The 17,027-nt window shown below is 69.3% G+C and carries 13 protein-coding genes; 3 read left to right on the plus strand and 10 right to left on the minus strand.

All coding sequences use genetic code 11. The features are described from left to right. Positions 1-37: 37 nt before the first annotated feature. The 8 genes from ACFWN1_RS23040 to ACFWN1_RS23075 form a co-directional block, all read right to left on the minus strand. On the minus strand, positions 38-301 hold the full coding sequence (locus ACFWN1_RS23040; RefSeq protein WP_384364964.1) for a phosphopantetheine-binding protein: 264 nt from the start codon (positions 299-301) through the stop codon (positions 38-40). Between the two features lie 169 nt (positions 302-470). Then, positions 471-1,292: a thioesterase II family protein gene (locus ACFWN1_RS23045; protein ID WP_384364968.1), complete on the minus strand. Its 822-nt coding sequence runs from the start codon at positions 1,290-1,292 to the stop codon at positions 471-473. Positions 1,293-1,398: 106 nt separating this feature from the next. After that, positions 1,399-2,220 (minus strand): BTAD domain-containing putative transcriptional regulator, encoded by an 822-nt coding sequence (locus ACFWN1_RS23050; protein WP_384364971.1) that lies wholly within the window; start codon positions 2,218-2,220, stop codon positions 1,399-1,401. A 180-nt stretch (positions 2,221-2,400) separates the two neighbouring features. Continuing rightward, positions 2,401-3,228 (minus strand): BTAD domain-containing putative transcriptional regulator, encoded by an 828-nt coding sequence (locus tag ACFWN1_RS23055; protein WP_384364974.1) that lies wholly within the window; start codon positions 3,226-3,228, stop codon positions 2,401-2,403. Positions 3,229-3,344: 116 nt separating this feature from the next. Then, positions 3,345-4,001 (minus strand): ScbR family autoregulator-binding transcription factor, encoded by a 657-nt coding sequence (locus ACFWN1_RS23060; RefSeq protein WP_384364977.1) that lies wholly within the window; start codon positions 3,999-4,001, stop codon positions 3,345-3,347. A 204-nt stretch (positions 4,002-4,205) separates the two neighbouring features. Further along, positions 4,206-4,874 carry a ScbR family autoregulator-binding transcription factor gene (locus ACFWN1_RS23065; protein ID WP_384364980.1) on the minus strand — a complete coding sequence of 223 codons (669 nt, stop codon included), beginning with the start codon at positions 4,872-4,874 and terminating at the stop codon, positions 4,206-4,208. A gap of 128 nt (positions 4,875-5,002) precedes the next feature. Next, positions 5,003-5,773 carry an SDR family NAD(P)-dependent oxidoreductase gene (locus ACFWN1_RS23070; RefSeq protein WP_384364983.1) on the minus strand — a complete coding sequence of 257 codons (771 nt, stop codon included), beginning with the start codon at positions 5,771-5,773 and terminating at the stop codon, positions 5,003-5,005. Then, positions 5,766-6,512: an HAD family phosphatase gene (locus tag ACFWN1_RS23075; RefSeq protein WP_384364986.1), complete on the minus strand. Its 747-nt coding sequence runs from the start codon at positions 6,510-6,512 to the stop codon at positions 5,766-5,768. The genes ACFWN1_RS23070 and ACFWN1_RS23075 overlap by 8 nt, the downstream gene beginning before the upstream one ends. Before the next feature lie 594 nt (positions 6,513-7,106). Between ACFWN1_RS23075 and ACFWN1_RS23080 the strand changes: the two genes are divergently transcribed. Next, positions 7,107-8,102, plus strand: coding sequence for a ScbA/BarX family gamma-butyrolactone biosynthesis protein (locus ACFWN1_RS23080; RefSeq protein ID WP_384364989.1), 996 nt, complete (start codon positions 7,107-7,109; stop codon positions 8,100-8,102). A gap of 510 nt (positions 8,103-8,612) precedes the next feature. On the opposite strand, the gene ACFWN1_RS23085 is transcribed toward ACFWN1_RS23080, so the two are convergent. Further along, a complete protein-coding gene (locus tag ACFWN1_RS23085; RefSeq protein WP_384364992.1) occupies positions 8,613-9,149 on the minus strand; it encodes a hypothetical protein in 537 nt (178 codons plus the stop codon). 210 nt (positions 9,150-9,359) lie between these two features. After that, the gene (locus ACFWN1_RS23090) at positions 9,360-12,356 is read right to left on the minus strand and encodes a lectin (protein ID WP_384364995.1); all 2,997 of its coding nucleotides are present in this window, start codon (positions 12,354-12,356) and stop codon (positions 9,360-9,362) included. A 398-nt stretch (positions 12,357-12,754) separates the two neighbouring features. On the opposite strand from ACFWN1_RS23090, the gene ACFWN1_RS23095 reads away from it, so the two are divergent. Further along, positions 12,755-14,239, plus strand: a complete 1,485-nt coding sequence (locus ACFWN1_RS23095; protein WP_384364998.1) for a ricin-type beta-trefoil lectin domain protein — start codon at positions 12,755-12,757, stop codon at positions 14,237-14,239. A gap of 353 nt (positions 14,240-14,592) precedes the next feature. After that, complete coding sequence (locus ACFWN1_RS23100; protein ID WP_384365001.1) at positions 14,593-16,995, plus strand: ricin-type beta-trefoil lectin domain protein; 2,403 nt, start codon at positions 14,593-14,595, stop codon at positions 16,993-16,995. The last annotated feature ends 32 nt before the right edge of the window (positions 16,996-17,027 follow it).

Here is a 17,027-nt window from a genome sequence, read left to right on the forward strand (position 1 = left end):
CCCCTCGGGTGTGCGGGCATCAGGGGGATGCCGGTGCTCAGACCCGGCGGGCCGCGTCCGCGAGCACCCGGTTGACGACCTCCAGGTACCGGCCGGGCGTCTCGGCCTCCTCCAGTGCCTCTTCGTCGAGCGCGACACCGTAGTCCCGCTCGATGGCACCGGTGACCTGGAGCAGGGCCAGCGAGTCGTAGTTGAGCTCGGCGAACGGCACGTCCAGCACGTCGCCGTCGAGGTCGTAGCTGCTGTCGCCGGCGTTGGTGCGCAGCAGGGTGACCAGATCCTTGATGTCGAGCGGTTCCATGGGTGGCTCTCTCTTCTCGTGCGGAGCACGGTCAGCGGCGGGTCGGTCGGTGATGAGTCGGTCGGTGAAGGTTCGGTCGGTGATGGTTCGGTCGGTGATGGGTCGTCAGCGACGCCCGTCCGCGGACCGCGGCAGGGCGGTCCGGGGCCGGGCGGGACACCCCGGGGTGTCACCGGGCGGTGAGAGCTCGCCCGGGGGATTCGGGGAGGAAGCCTCGGTGATCGGCCGTCGCCGGGCCCTCCATGGCGGCGGGGGCGGCACCGAGGCGCCGCACTGCACGGCAGGCTCGGGCGAGGAGATGAGGCAGCGCGTCCTGTCGTACGAAGAAGTGGTCGCCGTCGACCGTCCGCGTCGCCGAGGGACCGGCGTGCCAGCTGCGCCAGCCGTCCACCACGGACGGCGGAGCCAGGGGGTCCCGGGTTCCGGCTACGGCGAGCAGGGGTACCGGTGCCTGACCGGTGTCCGCGGCGGCGCGGGCGGAGACTCGGAGTGCGTGGGCCAGACGCAGGTCGTCGCGGAGTACGGGCAGCGTCGCCCGGTGCCAGTAGTCACCCGGTCGCACTCCGCCCGGCAGCGCTCCCATGGAGCGGAGCCCGTCCAGCAGCCCGGCGTCCGGGAGAGCGTGGTGGTCGGACAGTGCGCTGGCCCGGTCCGGGGGCGGACAGGCGCCCACGACCAGGAGGTCGGGAAGCGGCAGTGCCCGTTCGAAGAGCGCCTGGGTGAGGGTGTAGGCCACCATGGCGCCCAGGCTGTGGCCGTAGAAGACGAACGGCCGGTGCGGTTCGGGCCTGACCTGACGGAGCAGTTCGGCCACGAGTGCGGCCCGGTCCGTCAGACGGGGTTCACGTCGTCGGGTGCCCCTGCCCGGCAGCAGGACCGGGATGGGCTCCACGTCCGGTCCGGTCCGGCGCGACCAGCCGTGGAAGGCGGAGGTGCCGGCTCCCGCGTGCGCGAAGCAGTACAGCTGCGTCGGCGCCGGTGTGTCCGCCATGTCCGCCCCCTCCTCGACACTGCCGTCCTTGCGGCCCTCTCAGGCTCGCCGACATTCCTAGAGGCGGGCTAGAAACGGTCCTGACGGACGGCCGGAGCGGGAGGAGTCAGGACGCGTAGAGGTCGAAGGTCGAGCCGCGTCGGGGCCCGGCGACGACACTGAGGGCGGGGTCCACTCCCAGCATGGCCTGGTGCAGGCGCTGTATCTGGGGCGAGGGCTCGACGCCGAGTTCCTCGACGAGCCGGACACGCATCTGCCGGTAGACGTCGAGAGCCGCGGCCTGCCGGCCCGAGCGGTACAGCGCCACCATGGCCTGCGAGTGCAGCCCCTCGTGCTGTGGGTGACGGGCTATCAAGTCTCTCAGCTCGACCAGGAGTTCGCCGTGCCGGCCCAGGCGCAGCTCGGCGTCGATCCGCCGCTCCACGGTGACGAGCCGGCTCTCCTCCAGGCGGAGTGTCTCGATGGTCAGCACCGGTCCGACGGGCACGTCGACCAGAGCCGGCCCCTGCCAGAGGTCCAGTGCCCGGCGCAGCGCGTCGGCGGCGCGCGCGTCGTCGCCCGCCTCGAACGCGGCGCGGCCCGCGCTCGCCAGGCGCTCGTAGTCGTGTGCGTCGACGCTGTCGGAGGGGATCTGCAGTACGTACCCGCCGTGGCGGGTCACCAGAACCTCCTTGGCGTTACGCGGAGAGTCGGGCCCCATGGCGACGCCCAGCCGTCGGCGCAGCTGGAGGATGTAGGTCTGCAGGGTGGTGAGGGCGCTGACCGGGGGGTGCGAGCCCCAGAGTTCTTCCATCAGGGTCGGCACGGGCATCACCCGGCCCGGGTACAGCGCGAGCAGCGCGAGGATCTGCCGGGGCTTGCCCGCTGACGGCGCGATCTGCACACCGCCGATGTCGGCGTTCAGTGGACCCAGTACCTGAATCTTCACGTGTCTCCCCTTTGACGTCGCGTTCTCGCCGAATACCCGTTCGAAGAGGTGGGTGTGCAAGTACGGTAACGACCCGATATCGAGGCGCGCACGCGCTCTTGAGCGCTCGTCAAGCTTCCTTCCACGCGTCCCGGACGGAAGCTGGCGCGGGGATGAGAAGTCCTGCGAGCGGGCTTCGTCTCAGCTCGCCAGCGGTGCCAGCCGGGACACCGCGGGCCGCTGGGCCGAGGGTGTCTGGTGCGGGGTCGCCAGCAGGATGGAGTGCTGCAACCGGCTCAGCGCCGGCGACGGTTCGAGGCCCAGTTCGCGCACGAAGGTGTTCCGCAGCCTGCGGTAGACGTCAAGGGCCTCACTGCGGCGGCCGGAGCGCTGCAGCGCCACCATGAACTGTCCGTGCAGGTTCTCGTGGGTGCGGTACTTGCTGACCAGGACGGTCAGTTCGGAGAGCAGTTCGCGGTGGCGGCCGAGCCGGAGATCGGCCTCGATGCGCTGGTCCAGCGCGCACAGCTTGCTCTCCTGGAGGCGCCGGGCCTCGATCTCGAGCTGCGGCCCGGGCTCGACGTCCGCGAACGGAGCACCGTGCCACAGGGCGAGTGCCTCGCGCAGCACTCGTGCCGCGCGCTGGTGGTCGCCGGCGTCCATGGCGCGGTAGCCGAGACCGGCCAGCCGCTCGAACTCCCAGACGTCGCTGTGGCCGTCGCCGGAGTTCAGCTGATAACCGCCCGGGTGCGTCGCGAGCACGTCCTTGGCCGTGACGGACCGGTTGCCGTTCGCCTCAAGGGCGGTGGTGATCAGCTCGCGGATCTGGAGCACGTACGTCTGCAGCGTGGTCCGCGCGCTCCGCGGAGGGCGGTCCGCCCAGAGTTCCTCGATCAGCGCCGGGACGGGAACGGCCGTATCCGCTCGCAGCGCGAGCAGAGCGAGCACCCGTCGCGCCTTCGGCGCCGTCGGCGTGATGGAGACCCCGTCGTCTCGTACTCCCAGCGTGCCCAGTACCTGGATGTCCACGGCATTTCCCCCTGTCGGCCGCCGTTGGCGCACTCGATTCACGCCGTGGTGGCGGGTAGAGCATGAGTAAAAAACAGTCGATGCGGTTTGTCAATATGAAACCTGATGGTTGGTTTTTAATTGACCGTCGGGTCCGGCCGGTGCCCCTGCGGACACGTGCCGGCCAGGCCGTCCGGCCCGGACCCCGGGGCGTGCCGGTTCGACCCGACCAGCAGCAACAGGCCCCAGATCTGGCTCACGCGCTCCGCCGGGCGCCAGTCCGCGTTCCGCGCCGCCAGGGCCTGGAGCCCGACGGTGCTAGCGAGCACCGTCGCCTCCATGGCCCGCCAGGAGACGCCGTCGGCCAGCTCGCCCTCGCGCTCCGCCCGGCGCAGCGTCTCCCCCACCCAGTCCTGCCAGCGGCGGGACAACGCGCCGCCGCCTTTGCGCGTGATGTCGCCGTCCATCTGGAATCCGGCCCGTATCACCACGTCACCCTCCATGACGGCCGCGAGATTCCCGGCGGCGACCGCCAGCATCTGCAGCCCCGGGCGGGGCGGTCCGTCCCGGGCGTCCGCGATGATCTGGTCGAGAGCGTGCGCGGCCTCCTCCTCCACGGCGCGGGCCAGGTCGTCCTTGCTCTTGAAGTGGAAGTGCAGCGCCCCTCTGCTCACCCCGGCCCGGTCGCTGATCACCGGCAGGGACGCGGGTACGTACCCCTCGCTCGCGAAGACCTCAGCGGCCGCCCGGATCAGTGCGCGGCGCGTCCGCACCGCACGTTCCTGTGTGGCCATCCGGCCCCTCCCCGGTCAGTTCGGAGGCCGTCGGGTCGGCCTCCGACGCTCGCCGCCCGCTGCCGGACAGCATCAGGCGAATCGATGCGGAGGCCCACAATAAACCAGACATGCGGTTTACTCTGGGGACGTGCGGTCACAGAACGGAGACGACGTCGAGGGTTCTCCGCCGCGCCGGGATGCCACGTCACGAGCAGGCCCTGATCAGGTACCGGCCTCGGCGTGGGCCGCCGACTGCCGGTGCTGCTCCACCTCGGCGATGACCCGGGCACCGCGGTCGGGGGCGGTGTCGAGCCGGACGAGCACGGCCGGAGCGGTGATCGCGGGAAGCATGTGATCGAACAGCGCCGACATGCGTTCCTCCAGGTCTGTCCATTCGGTGGCGGCCTGGGACACGAACTGCACGCCGATCCACGCGCCGAGGAAGACCTGCGCCGTCACCTCGGGGACCACGTGCGGCAGAACCTCGTTGCGGTCCTTGGCCTCCGAGAGGAACGAGGTGATCAGACCGGCCCAGGCCGGCCAGGCGCTCCCGAAGACCTCCCGGCCCTGCAGGTCGGCGGAGAGCCGGACGCCGGCCAGCAGCATGGGCTCCCGGGGCAGCCGCCTGGCCAGCGTCATGCCGGCGTCCACCCACTCCTGCAGCTTCAGCTCCCGGGGCACGTGGTAATCGGTGCTTATCTGCGCCTGGAGCACACTCTGGGCGAGGTCGGCCTTGGAGTCGAAGTGGAAGTACAGGGCGCCCTTGGTGACCTCGGCCCTGCTGAGGATCTCGGCGATGGTGGCTGCCGCGTAGCCGCGCTCGGCGAAGACGGACGCCGCAGCATCGAGCACAGCCCGGCGGGTCCGCAGAGCTCGGTCCTGCTGAGCCATGAGGACCCCTCATCAGAGTGAAAAATAAACCAACGGGCTCGAACCTTAGCGCACCGTGACCGTGGGAAAAGCAGACCAGCGGTGTACTTCCCCATCCTGCGGAAGCGGTACTGAGGATCAGTCATGCGCTACCAGGCAGTGCGTCCGCCGTCCACCGGAACGGTCGCCCCGGTGACGAAGGACGCCTGGTCGCCGCACAGCCACGCCGCCGCCTGGGCGACCTCCTCCGGGTCGGCCGCCCTCCCCTGGGGGGCCGAGCGGCATGCCCGCTGCTCCGCCTGCGGATCGTGCGCGAACCACGCCTCCACCATCTCCGAGCGGGCGAGACCCGGTGCTATCGCGTTGACGCGGATGCCGTGGGCCGCGTATTCGACCGCGGCGGCCCTGGTCAGCCCGATGACGGCGTGTTTGGAGGCGATGTAGGGCGCGGCCGCGGAGGACGCGATCAGGCCGCCGACGCTGCTGGTGTTGACGATCGATCCGCCCCCGCAGCTGAGCATGGCGGCGATCTCGTGGCGCAGGCAGTTCCACACCCCGCGCAGGTTCGTGGCCATGACCCTCTCGTAGGACTCGTCGCCGATCAGGTGCAACGGGGCCTTCTCCATCGCGACCCCGGCGTTGTTGAAGGCGGCGTCCAGCCTGCCGTAGCGGGACATGGCCCGCTCCACCATCGCCCGCGCGTCCTCGCCGCGCGAGACGTCCGCCACGAAGAAGTCGGCGGTCGCGCCTTGTCCGCGCAGCCGGCCGGTGAGTTCCCGCAGCCGTCCCTCGCGGCGCGCGCAGAGCAGCAGGCTGGCGCCCTGCCGGGCGAAGACCTGGGCCGCGGCGGCGCCGATGCCGCTGCTGGCCCCGGTGATGATGACGGCCTTGCCACCGAGTGCGCCGCCGTGGTCAGGCACGGGAGCCGTCCTCTCGGTCGGAGGCGGCGGCCACGAGCCGCGCGTCGTCCCAGTACGTGCCCGCGGCGGCCTCGGCGTCGAGGGTCCGCAGCAGTTCCTCGTCGATGTCCCGCAGGGTGGGCACCAGGTGCCGGACGCCCGCCCTCTTCATCAGAGCGCGTTGATGGCCGTGCTCGAACTCGCCGGGGCGCCCGATGAACGGCACGCCGAGCTGCCGGGCCGCCTCGGCGACCCGGGCCACGTCGTCGATGAACACCACCTGGTCGTAGTCCAGGCCGCAGATGTCACGGGTGATCTCGCGGATTCCGGGGCGGAACTTGTCGGTGCACACGTAGCCGGGAAGGTCGAAGAGGCGGGCGAGCGGACCGAGATGACGTTCGAAGTGCGTTCTGTTCAGTCCGCCGTAGCACACGAGGCGCAGCCCGAGACCCCGCAGCAGGGCGAGGAGGTCAGCCGCCCCGTCCTGTACCCGCACGGGGTGTCGGGTCAGATAGCGCTCGCGTTCCCGGAAGTAGGCGTCCACCAGCTCCTGCGGGGACTGCGGCAGCCGTGCCGCGCGGGCGAACGCCTGCGCGGCCACGGTCTGGGGCTGGGAGAAGAGGGTGTGTTCGACCTCGGCGGTGTACTGGCCGCCCAGGCCCAGCACCACCTGCCGGATGACCGGGCTGAAGGTGTCGTTGAGCAGAACCCCGTCGATGTTGACCGCGGCGAGACGCAGGTGCTGAAGATCTGTCGGCATGGGACGCAACTCCTCGGTGGTGGGCTTCCCTCGGGCTTCGCTCGGGTTTCCCTCGAACTTCCCTCGATGCGGCGGCAGGCTCACGGAGCCGCGGCGCAGGGAGGATTCAGCTGTGCGCGACTGTCCTGCCGGCACCGCCGGCCGCAGGTCCCGTACCGGTCCCCGGCGACCCGGTCGGCTCACCTCTGGTCACCCAGGGCTCCGCACCTCCCGGGACGGCCGCCCCGGTCACGGGCACGTGCGGCACGTGCACTGCTCGATCGAAGACAGCAGGAAAGGTTGGTTTTTCCTTCACTTGATCTCCCCTGAGTGCCGAACCGGAAAAGCGGAATCCGCAGCCCGCATTTCTTCACGCGTCGGTACATCTATCGCCGGAGGCGTCCACGACTCGCTGATCCTGAGGTGAGACAGCGGATGTGCAGTGCTTCATCGATAAATCACATCGAACACCACCTGCGGGACGATCAACGCGGTAGCTACAGAATCCGCACACTTGACCGTTCTTTTACCGGCCTTCAGTTGAGAAGGAAACCGGTAGGTCCGTATCTTACATGGCCGGGAGAACCCCTTCCAGAGACTCATTGGGGGATGGAAATGTCTTTGGCGCCATCGCGGACGAGCGAGTCGACACGAGATGTACCGCGGCTGACCACCACGGTTCCCAAGGAGTACGTCCATCGCGCGAGCCTGGCCGAGGTCTTCTTGACCCGCTGCTCCCGCCAGAGCGACACCACGTTCGCCGTGTCCGGCCAGTGGCCCCGGACCCACACGTTCTTCCAGGCCGCGGGCAGCGCCGACTACGATCCGCTGCTGGTCGCGGAGACGTTTCGTCAGGCAGGTCTGTTCCTGGCCCACGCCGAGCTGGGCGTCCCTCTCGGCCACCATTTCGTCATGCGGGACCTCGGCTTCAGCGCGCAGCTCGACCAGCTGCACATCGGTGCCACACCCGCCGACATCGAGCTGAACGCCGTGTGCACCGACATCACGTTCCGAGGCGGCAAGGCGACCGGCTTCCGGATGCAACTGTCCATCGCCCGTGACGGCATCGCCGTCGCGGCCGGCGGCGGAGACTTCACCTGCATCTCTCCCGCCGTCTACCAGCGGCTGCGCGGCAACCGGCCGCTGCGCGAGACGACACACACCCGCGACACCCCGTACCGAGCGATACCCCCCACCTCGGTCGGCCGCACCCAGCCGCTCGACGTCGTGCTCTCCCCCACCCGGACACCGCAGCAGTGGCTGCTGACACCGAGCCTGGACCACCCCGTCCTCTACGACCACGCCGGAGACCACCACCCCGGCATGGTCCTCCTGGAAGCGGCACGACAGGCAGCATGCGCTCTCGCGGGTCCCCCCATGAGCGCCCCCTCCGCCATTGCCACCACCTTCCACCGCTACGCCGAGATCGACGAGCCCTGCGTCATCGAGGCAGCGCCGGCCCTCCCGCAGGAGCACCACATGACCTCGATCCGGGTGACCGGTCGCCAGGGCGGTCAGCCGATCTTCACTTCTCTGCTCACCGCGCCACCGCGCCACCCCTGCCTCCAGCGACTCCCGTCGCCCCGGCAGGACACCCAGCCCATCCGTTGAGCGGGCCGGGGGAGCCGCCGCGGCGACACCGTGTCCCCCGAGGACGGGTTCACGGCCGGGAGATCACCCTTTCCGGCGGCGGCTTCACGTGCTCGTCCACCCCGGCGGACCGCGATATCGGCGTGCGCGCGACCGCGACGGGATCACTTCCCCCGACGGTCAGGGGTGACCGAAAAGGATGTCACCTCGCGCCCGGCCATTGACCTGAGGAATCGGGCCGGGCTGTTCTGATCTGATCAGCCGGAAAGACTCCTCTCATTTCCCGCGCAAGAGCGACGCGTTAATTCGAGGGAGAATCCAGCGAGCCAGGCCATTGTGGGCGGGATGAACGGTGGACCTCTTTACGGTGCCCGCGTATTCACCGTGCCGATCGGTCCGCGAGATCAGTCCGGCTCGCTACGGAATCCGAACTCGTGCACCGGTCCGCAAAAATGATCAAAGGCCGGTTTCGGATTTCTCCGAAACCGGCCCTGACCAGCGACATCGTAAGCCGCACACTCGGCGTTGCTGTTACCAGGCGCAGTGCACGTGGGTGTCGTGCCCGGCGTCGCCGGGACCCAGCACCTCGACGGCGCCCGCCTTGCGGCACGATGCCATCAGGTCGCGGAACTGCGGGTTGGAGGCATCGGCGATCCGGCCACCGATGGTGGCCACGTCGAACGCCTTGCCCGCGTAGTGCCGTGACCCCGCGGTGTGGGAGCCGCCGGCTATCTCACTGATGGACAGACGGTACGCGGCCGTCATGTTGTAGAGGCCGGTCAGCATGGCGGTGTTGAGGCAGACACTGCCACCGGGCGCCGTGCCGTAGGAGCTGCGTCGTGCGGCCAGGCCCGAGGCCGCCTGGTTGATGTCCTTGTTCGCCGTGGCCTCGTCGACCACACCGCTCTCGTGAGTGGTCCGGAAGGTCGTGCGTCCCGCGTTGATGATCTTCAGAGCGGTCGCGGACCCGTCACACTGTCCCGCGGCGGCGGGCTGCGCCGGCGCGAGAACGGTGAGGGATGCGGCGAGGGCGGTGAGGGGTAATGCCAGCAATGTGTATCGTGGCACGTCTTCTCCTGGTGACGGGGCAGAACCTCCGGGTCCTGCCGAGTGGGGGGTTCGCCTGGACCTTGAGGTGCCGACCCTTCGGCGAGACGACCATCGCAGATCCGGCCCCACGCGACAAACCCGTCAGCGCGTAAACGTTCTGACGTTCCGACAGGTCCACCAGGCTCAGCTGTGCTGATCACGGGGTCGCCGCCGGGTGAGCGGACCTCTCTACCCGGGCAAGGTCCACTGCTGCGCGGTGCTGGAGTTGCAGTCCCACAGCTGGAGCTGAGTCCCGTCGGTGCGACTGGCGCCCGGAATGTCCAGGCAGCGCCCGGAAGCGGGGTTGGTCAGCGTCTTGGTGGACGTGTCGTAGGTCCACTGCTGGTTGGCGCCGCCGTTGCAGTCCCACAGTTCGATGAGCGTGCCATTGGCGGTGCCGCCGCCGGTGACATCGACGCACTTGCCGAGAATCCGCAGCGAGCTGTCCGCGGCCACCGTCACCGTCTGGGCAGCGGAGTCGTTGCAGGACCAGGACTGGATCTTGTTGCCGTTGGCGGTCGAGCCGGTGTCGTCGTCGACGCACTTGCCGTCGATGCCGGAGGAGACGCGGCCCGGAGGTGGCGCCGGGAGAGTCCACCGCTGCTGGGGGCCTCCGTTGCAGTCCCAGATCGCCAGTTGGGTGCCGTCCGCCGTGCTGGAGTTCGGCACGTCGAGGCACCTGCCCGCGTGCGGGTTGGTCAGTGACCTGGTGGCCGCGTCGTAGGTCCACTTCTGATTGCTGCCGCCGTTGCAGTCCCACAGCACGACCGGCGTGCCGTTGGCCGTGCCGCCGCCGGTGACGTCGAGGCACTTGCCGAGGATCTGCAGCGAGCCGTCGGCGGCGACGGTGACCTGCTGGGCGGCCGACCCGTTGCAGGACCAGGTCTGGATCTTGTTGCCGTTCGCGGTGGAGGCGGAGTTGTCGTCGATGCACTTGCCGGCGATGCCGGAGGCGATGGGGCCGTAGCGGCCCGGCGCCGGACCCGGGGGCTTGGCGCCGCCGTCACCGTTGTAGGACGGCGGAGCGGAGGACGCGGCGGTGGCCCAGTTGGTGTTGGCGCTGGTTCCCAGCGTCAGGTCGAGGGTGCCGCCACCCGTCGCGAAGGACGACGGGAGGTAGGCGTTGTTCCAGTTGGCGCCGTTGAGCGTGGCGCTCTGCACGTAAGGCGCGTTGTCCGCGGCCTGCGGGGCGTTGACGTTGATGGTCCTGCCGTTGCCCAGCGTGACGGTGACGCTGGTGAAGAGCGGACTGCCCAGCGCCAGGTCGGACGTGCCGGGCGTCTCGGGGTAGAAGCCCATCGCGGACCAGACGTACCAGGCGCTCATCGTGCCGAGGTCGTCGTTGCCGACCGACCAGTTGGCAGGGTTGTTGGGCCAGAGCTGGTCCTGGACCTGCCGGACGATCTTCTGGGTCTTCCACGGCTGTCCGATGTAGTCGTACTCCCAGGGCAGTTCGATCGACGGTTCGTTGCCGAGGTCGGCGTGCGAGCCGCCCGATCCGCGGAAGTCGGACAGCACGCTGTCGAGGTACGCGGCGTACTTCGTGTTGCCGCCCATGGCATCGGCCAGGCCGCGGACGTTGTGCGGGACGGCGCCGGTGTACTGCCAGGACGTGCCCTCCACGAACTGGTCGCTGCTCGCCGGGTCGAAGTTCGGCCGCCAGGACCCGTTCGTCAGCTTCGGCTGCATGAAACCGCTGCCGGAGTTGAAGACGTTCTTCCAGTCCTGGGCCCGGTTGGCGAACTGTGACTGGGTCGTCCTGTCACCGAGGGCCCCCGCGAACGCCGAGGTGGCGAAGTCCTGGGCGCTGTACTCCAGCAGCGTCGCGACGGACCCGTAGAAGTCGCGCGGATAGTTGCCGTCCGACGGCAGGTAGCCGTACTTCGTCTGCAGGTCCAGGCCCATCCGGATCGGGTTGGTGGTGGTGCCCTGTTTGACCATGGCAGCCTTGGCGGCCGCCGTGTCGAAGTTCCGCGCTCCGAAGGCGTAGTAGTCCGCGATGATCGCCGGACCCGGGTCGCCGTTCATGACCTGCGTCTCGGCCGAGTTCAGCGACCACTTGGGGAAGAAGCCGGCCTGCGCGTAGTCGTTGACCAGCGACTGCGCGCTGTCACTCGCCTGCTGCGGCGCGACCAGCGCCTCCAGTTGCGCCTGCGTGCGGTAGATGTCCCAGCCGGAGTACGTTCCGTACTGGGCCTTCTGGCCGCCGGAGACGGTGTGCACCTGGCGGTCGAAGCCGACGTACCTGCCGTCGGAGTCGCTGAGCAGGTTCGGGTGCAGCAGGGCGTGATAGAGCGAGGTGTAGAACACCTTCTGCTGGTCCGAGGTGCCACCGGTGATCGCGACCTTGCCGAGTACGTCGTTCCACGCGTTGTGGGCGGCGGTCCGGGTCCCGTTGAAGTCCCAGCCGGCGTTCTCCGACTGCCGGTTGGCGGTCGCGCCGGCGATCGAGACGTAGGACAGGCCGACCTTCGCCTGCACCACCTGGTTGCCCGTGGTGTCGAACGTCAGGGAGTTGCCGCCGTTGAACGTTCCGCTGCCGGTGAACGGCCGGTCGAAGACCATGTCGAAGTAGGCGGTGTAGGAGGGGGCGGACGCGCAGAACAGGCCCGCGTCCACCGAGCCGCTCACCTCGGTGCTGCTCACCTTGTTGAAGTGCAGGTTGGTCGCCTTGTCCGCGTTCAGTTTGAACAGCAGATTGGCCTGCGTGGTCGCCGGGAACGTGAAGCGGGCCATGCCGGAGCGGGCCGTGGTGGTCAGCTCGGTCTTCACCCCGTTGCCCAGCGTCACGGCGTACGAGCCCGCGCTCGCCGTCTCGTTGCTGTGGGAGAAGGACGCGGTGGCGCCGCCGTCGACACCGCCGGTGGTCGGCAGCACCGGGATGTCGCCCATGGCGCCGCACCCCGGACCCGACAGGTGATTGAGACTGAAACCGGTGACAACGTTGTCTTTGTAGGCGTAGTTGCCGCCCGGCGGACGGGACGAGGTGTCGGGGCTCCACTGCACCATGCCGAAGGGGGTGTCGGCGCCGGGGAAGGTGTTTCCCTCGTTGGAGGTGCCGAGCAGCGGGTTGACCAGGGAAGCGGGATCAGCCACGGCCGCCGTAGCGGCGTGGGCGGTGTCGACGGGCGCGGCCAGGCCCATGAAGGCGAGGCCGGCCACCAGGGGTACGCACCAGCGTTTCATCGTTGCGGCTCCGGATTGACGCGGACGTACGACCGTCCGAGGAGGTTCTGTACCGAACCACGGCCAGCAAAAGGGGATGGGCAGGCACATGTCAATGGTCTGAACCAGACTTGTGCAACAGGTTTCCGAACCGGGGACAGCTCCCGACCGACCCAGAGGGTACGCCAACTCATCCCGCTCAGAGCCCACTTGAAGCTCCCGACGCGGAACGCCACACTGTCCCTCGCCTTCCCGTGGGCCGCACCGACGCGAAGCCCGCCGCTTCTGGACACCGGAAGCCGCACCCAGCCGGTGTGGCGGTGGAGAGACGAGGACCGAGCCCGGGGCGGGCGGTGGCGTGCGCCTCCCGCGACGACCGCACCGGCGGCCGTGGCCTCTTCGACGAAGTGGATACGACGATGAGAAGACTTGCTCTGGCTGTCGCCGCGCTGGTGACGGCCGCGGGGACGATCGCCATGGGCGCTGCGGTGCCGGCCGCCGCTGCGGGGGCGACCACACCGCTGCGGGTCATGCCGCTGGGTGACTCGATCACCGACGGCGTGGGGAGCAGCACCGGGGACGGCTACCGTCGGCCTCTCCGGGACGCGCTGTCGGCGGCGGGCCACTCCGAGGACTTCGTCGGTACCTCGCGTGCGGGCGTCATGTCCGATCCGGACAACGAAGGCCACCCCGGCTGGCGGATCGATCAGATCGCCGACATCGCGGACGGTTCGCTGGCCCGCTACAAACCCAATGTCGTGACGCTGATGATCGGCACCAACGACCTCAACCAGAACTACCAGGTCTCCTCCGCGGGGGAGAGACTGCACGCGCTGGTCGACCGGATCGTGGCGGACGCCCCTGCCGCGACCGTGCTGCTCGCGAACCTGATCGTCTCCACCAGCTCCACCGTCAACGCCCATCGGGCCGAGTACAACGAGCAGGTCGCCGAGGTGGTGCGGGTGGAGCAGGCGGCGGGCCGGCATGTGCGCCTCGTCGACATGGCCGGCGCGCTGACCACCTCCGACCTGGCGGACTCGCTGCACCCCGGCGACGCCGGCTACCAGAAGATGGCCGCCGCGTTCAGTCGCGGCGTCCAGGCAGCGGACGACGCCGGCTGGCTCGCGGCTCCCGTGCCCAACGGCACCGCGGTGACCTCCGCCCTCGCGGGCAAGTGCCTGGACGTCCTCGCGGGCGGCAGCGCCAACGGCACGGCTGTGCAGTCGTGGAGCTGCAACAACACCCTCGCGCAGTCCTGGACGGCCTACGACGACGGCTCCCTGCGGGCCCTCGGCAAGTGCCTCGACATCTACGGCGGCGGCACGGCGGCCGGCACGCCCGTGGTGATCTGGGAGTGCAACGGCGGCACCAACCAGAGGTGGAAAGTCCAGAACGGAACCCTGGTCAACCCCGCGTCCGGCCGCTGCCTGGCCGTCCCCGACTCCGCGACCGCCGACGGTACACGGCTCGAACTGCGGGACTGCGCCGATGACGCGGGCCGGCACTGGACGGTGCCCGCCTCGATAGGACTGCTCCGCCCCGGGCTCGGCGGGCTGTGCGCGGACGTCCAGAACGGCTCGGGCGCGAACGGGAACGCGGTGCAGACCTGGGGATGCAACGGCGGCACGAACCAGCTCTGGCTCTACACGGGCGGCACGGTACAGAGCAACGGCCGCTGCCTCGATGTCCTCGGCGGCGCGACGGCGAACGGCACCCTGACGGCGGTCTGGAGCTGCAACGGCGGCGCCAACCAGCAGTGGCGGTACGTTGACGGGGCGCTCGTCAACCCCGCGTCCGGCCGCTGCCTGGACGTCCCCGGCGCCAGCACGGCCAACGGCAGCCGACTTCAGATCTGGGACTGCAACGGCGGCGCCAACCAGCGCTGGACACTGCCCTGGACATGACGCCGATCACGACCGCCTGGTCCGGTCGCGCACCGACCGCGTACCGGACCTGACGAGAGCGCCACGAAGTCGGCCAATCGCGGCCGATCGATCCGGTCGCCTGTCCAGACCATTGACGCGGCCCCGGCCGCTGGCTAGCTTCGCGGAGCGCTCCCCCCGTCGATCGTGTGCTCGCCCGCGTCGGATCGAGGTGGCGGCGAAGTTCCCCATGGCTGCCGAACGCGAACCACGTCCTCCGCCCGACAACGATGTCAATACGCAGGAACGGCGCAACAACCGCTGCACGCCGATGAGTGCGGCGCAGACAAAGTCCACGGCAGTCCGTATGCCGATCCCCCCACGAAGGAAGCCTCATGCCAGGATTACGGAGACTTGCGCCCCTATGGGTGCTGGCACTGCTCGCTGCCGCCCTCTTCGTCAGCAGCGTTCCCGCCCAGGCGGCCACCACGTCCATCGCGGTGAACGGCACGCAGGGCGGCAGGACGTTCGACGGGATCGGTGCGATCAGCGGCGGCGGCGGCAACTCCCGCCTGCTGACCGACTACCCGGCCGCCGAGCAGGCACGGATCTTGGACTACATGTTCAAGCCCGGCTACGGCGCCAATCTCCAGCTGCTGAAGCTGGAGATCGGCGGCGACGCCAACTCCACGGACGGTTCCGAGCCGTCGATCGAGCACTCCCGCGGCACCATCAACTGCAACGCCGGCTACGAGTTCTGGCTCGGGGAGCAGGCCAAGGCACGTAACCCCGACATCGGCCTGTACGGGCTCGCGTGGGCGGCGCCGGGCTGGATCAACGGTGGGTTCTGGTCGACCGACACCATCAACTACCTGATCTCGTGGCTGGACTGCGCCAAGCAGCACAACCTCAACATCAAGTACCTCGGCGGCTGGAACGAGCGTGGACACGACGCGAACTGGTTCGTCCAGCTGCGTTCCGCCCTGAACTCCCACGGCTACAACGGCGTGCAGCTCGTCGCGGACGACTCCGGGTGGGGTGTGGCCGACGACATGGCCAACAACTCGGCGTTCAACAACGCGGTGTCGATCATCGGGGCCCACTACTCGTGCAACGGCGGCGACGGCGGCGACGCCAAGAGCTGCTCCAGCACCACGGCGGCCAAGAACAACGGCAAGCCGCTGTGGGACTCCGAGAACGGTTCGCAGGACATGAACACCGGTGCCCCGGCGCTGATCCGGGCGATCACCCGCGGCTACATCGACGCGAAGATGGTCAGCTACTTCAACTGGCCACTGCTGGCGGCGATCTACCCGAACCTGCCGTACAACACCGTCGGCCTGGCGACCGCCAACTCCCCCTGGTCGGGCAACTACCAGATCGGCGCCAGCACTTGGGCCACCGCGCAGGTCACCCAGTTCACGCGGCCGGGCTGGAAGTTCATCGACTCCGCGTCGGGCTACCTCGGCGGCAGCGAGTCCAACGGCACCTATGTGACCGTGAAGTCGAACACCGGCTCCGACTATTCGACGATCCTGGAGACCACGACCTCCGACTCCTCGCAGACGGCGAACTTCACCGTCGGCGGCGGCCTGTCGACCGGGACCGTGCACGTCTGGGCGACCGACGTCAACAACCCCAGTGACGCGACGTCGTTCATCCACACCCAGGACATCACGCCGACCAACGGCACCTACTCGCTGACCATGCGGCCCGGGTACGTCTACACCGTCAGCACCCTGGGCGGTCAGGGCAAGGGCACCGCGACGGCCCCGCCCGCGCATGCGCTGGCGCTGCCGTACTCCGACGACTACGACAACGACGCCAGCGGCACCCAGGCCCGCTACCTCTCGGACATGCAGGGCTCCTTCGAGGTCCAGCCCTGCTCCGGCAGAAGCGGGCAGTGCGTGCAGCAGATGGCACCGGTCAAGCCGATCGAGTGGCAGGACGACTCCGACTCCTACGCGCTGATCGGTGACCTCACCTGGGCGAACTACACCGTCAGCTCCGACGTCTACCTGCGCGGTGCCGGCACCACGGAGCTGCTCGGCCGGGTCAACACCCAGCAGCGTCCGCAGTCGCACATGAACGCGTACTACCTGCGTATCCGCGACACCGGCCAGTGGTGGATCGAGAAGATGTACACCGACGGATCGAACCACACGCTCGCCACCGGCACCACGACCCCGCTGGGCACCGGCAAGTGGCACAACCTGTCCTTCACCTTCCAGGGCTCGACGATCAGCGCGAAGCTCGACGGGAACCAGTTCGGCTCGGTGACCGACACCTCCTTCTCCAGCGGGCAGGCGGGCCTCGGTATCCAGGGCTACCGCACCGACCAGTTCGACAACCTGCGCATCACTCCCGGCACCGGCGGCGGAGGCACCGGCGGCACTCCGGGCGGCACGGGTGCGGTGGTGTCGGCCAACGGCGGCAAGTGCCTGGATGACGACACCGGCTCGACGGCCAACGGCAACAAGGTCCAGATCTGGACGTGCAACAACTCCCCGGCCCAGCAGGTCACCGTGGCCGGTGACGGCACCCTCAGGATTCTGGGCAAGTGCGTGGAGGTCACCGGCAACGGCGGGACCGCCAACGGCACCCTGGTCGAGCTGTGGGACTGCAACGGCGGCAACAACCAGAAGTGGACCTGGACGGCGTCGACCGGCGCGCTGGTCAACCCCCAGTCCGGACGCTGCCTGGACGTACCGAACGCCAGCGTCACCGACGGCACCCAGCTGGAGATCTGGGACTGCAACACCGGCGACAACCAGCGCTGGACCGTCCCTCACTCCTGACACCGGCCCAGCACGGACGGGTGGGCGCGCAC

Source organism: Streptomyces sp. NPDC058459 (assembly GCF_042721685.1).
Lineage (GTDB): Bacteria > Actinomycetota > Actinomycetes > Streptomycetales > Streptomycetaceae > Streptomyces.

Excerpts from the sequence above, each read along its gene's own strand:
- ACFWN1_RS23090 (WP_384364995.1), bottom strand. The coding sequence starts at position 12,356 with ATGAAACGCTGGTGCGTACCCCTGGTGGCCGGCCTCGCCTTCATGGGC.
- ACFWN1_RS23075 (WP_384364986.1), bottom strand. The coding sequence starts at position 6,512 with ATGCCGACAGATCTTCAGCACCTGCGTCTCGCCGCGGTCAACATCGAC.
- ACFWN1_RS23100 (WP_384365001.1), top strand. The coding sequence starts at position 14,593 with ATGCCAGGATTACGGAGACTTGCGCCCCTATGGGTGCTGGCACTGCTC.
- ACFWN1_RS23095 (WP_384364998.1), top strand. The coding sequence starts at position 12,755 with ATGAGAAGACTTGCTCTGGCTGTCGCCGCGCTGGTGACGGCCGCGGGG.
- ACFWN1_RS23065 (WP_384364980.1), bottom strand. The coding sequence starts at position 4,874 with ATGGCTCAGCAGGACCGAGCTCTGCGGACCCGCCGGGCTGTGCTCGAT.
- ACFWN1_RS23080 (WP_384364989.1), top strand. The coding sequence starts at position 7,107 with ATGTCTTTGGCGCCATCGCGGACGAGCGAGTCGACACGAGATGTACCG.
- ACFWN1_RS23045 (WP_384364968.1), bottom strand. The coding sequence starts at position 1,292 with ATGGCGGACACACCGGCGCCGACGCAGCTGTACTGCTTCGCGCACGCG.
- ACFWN1_RS23040 (WP_384364964.1), bottom strand. The coding sequence starts at position 301 with ATGGAACCGCTCGACATCAAGGATCTGGTCACCCTGCTGCGCACCAAC.
- ACFWN1_RS23060 (WP_384364977.1), bottom strand. The coding sequence starts at position 4,001 with ATGGCCACACAGGAACGTGCGGTGCGGACGCGCCGCGCACTGATCCGG.